The organism is Cereibacter changlensis JA139, from assembly GCF_003034985.1.
Classification (GTDB): Bacteria; Pseudomonadota; Alphaproteobacteria; order Rhodobacterales; family Rhodobacteraceae; genus Cereibacter; species Cereibacter changlensis.
The window spans coordinates 1-705 of record NZ_PZKG01000397.1; the positions used below are offsets into that span (position 1 = coordinate 1).

1 protein-coding gene is annotated in these 705 nt (G+C 68.8%); it reads left to right on the plus strand.

Annotation, left to right across the window (positions count from 1 at the left end; translation table 11 throughout):
- Positions 1 to 705 (plus strand): autotransporter outer membrane beta-barrel domain-containing protein (locus C5F48_RS24320; protein ID WP_146170779.1); only part of this gene is annotated, 705 nt, incomplete at both ends.

Consider the following 705-nt stretch of genomic DNA (forward strand, 5'->3'; position numbering starts at 1 on the left):
GCTGAGCGCCCGCAAGGCGATGGACGCCTTCTATGTTGAGGGCGCGCTGGCCTTCGGCCGCAGCGACATCAGCACTGATCGGACCGTCACCGTCGCCGGCGAGGACCGCTTCACCGGCGAGGCGACGGCGGACAGCGTCGCCGCGCATGTCGAGGCTGGCTACCGCATCGGCCGCTTCACCCCCTTCGCCGGGCTCCGGGCGCAGTCGATCAAGACTCCGGCCTATTCCGAGACGCTGCGCTCCGGCGCCGACACCTTCGGGCTGCGCTACGAGGCCGAGACCCGGCGCTCGCTGCGGTCGGAGCTGGGGGTGGCCTTCGAGTGGCCCGCCGGCGCCTCGAACCGGCCTACGCTCGGGCTGCGCGCGGCCTGGGCGCATGAGTTTGAAGAGGGCGACGCGTCGGACCGCTCCTTCCTCACCATCCCGGATGTCTCCTTCCCGGTCAGCGGCGCGATGCGGGACCGCGACGCGCTGCTGCTCTCCGCCTCGGTCGGCATGGCGGCGGGCAACGGGGTCTATATCGACGGCACGGTTAACGGCGAGTATTCCGGCAATTCCAGCGACGCTACCAGTCGCAACGTGCGCCGGACATCGCACTGCGCGGCCGGCTGCGCCGCTCGCCGCTTCGGGAGAAGGTTCACACGGCTCAATTCTCAGTGGAAATTATGTGCCTACCCCATCAGTTCTGGGTGGAAATCAACAGT